This window comes from Nitratidesulfovibrio liaohensis (assembly GCF_011682075.1).
Taxonomy (GTDB): domain Bacteria; phylum Desulfobacterota; class Desulfovibrionia; order Desulfovibrionales; family Desulfovibrionaceae; genus Cupidesulfovibrio; species Cupidesulfovibrio liaohensis.
Window position 1 is genome coordinate 1 of sequence record NZ_VSMK01000785.1, and the last position, 534, is coordinate 534.

At 72.8% G+C, this 534-nt stretch carries 1 pseudogene; it reads left to right on the plus strand.

Annotation, left to right across the window (positions count from 1 at the left end):
* Positions 1 to 534 (plus strand): annotated as a pseudogene (locus FVW27_RS20720) (hypothetical protein); the annotation flags it as partial.

Sequence of the window (534 nt, forward strand, 5' to 3'; positions counted from 1 at the left end):
GGTGGAAGCCTGCGCGGCGGCGGGGCTGGGCGTGGTGCTGGTGTGCACGGTGGCGCGCGGCGTCAACGACCATTGCCTGGGCGACATCGTGCGCTTCGGCCTGGCGCGGGTGCCCGTGGTGCGCGGGGCGCATTTCCAGCCGGTCAGCTTCTTTGGACGGTACGAGGGCTTCGGCGCGCCCGGTGGTGCGTCCGAAAGTGCGCCCTGTGATGTCCCCGCTGGTACTGATGACCGGGCGGATGACCGGACGTTGGATGACCTGCGCGAGGCGGCCCGCATCACCCTGCCGGAGGTCATGCGCGCGGTGCGCGACCAGACCGGGGGGCTGATTCCCCTGGCTCACCTGCATCCGCCGGGGTGCGAGCACGCCCAGTGTTCCTTCAGCGGCACGTTCATGGCCCACGAGGACGGCAGGCTGGAACCTGCGGGCGGGGCCTGCTGCGGGACGGGCGGCAATGGCGGGAGCGGGGGAAAGGGGACGCCGTTTGGCGGCATGGCCCCGGCCCCCATCCCTGCGGCGTTGGGCGCGGAGCG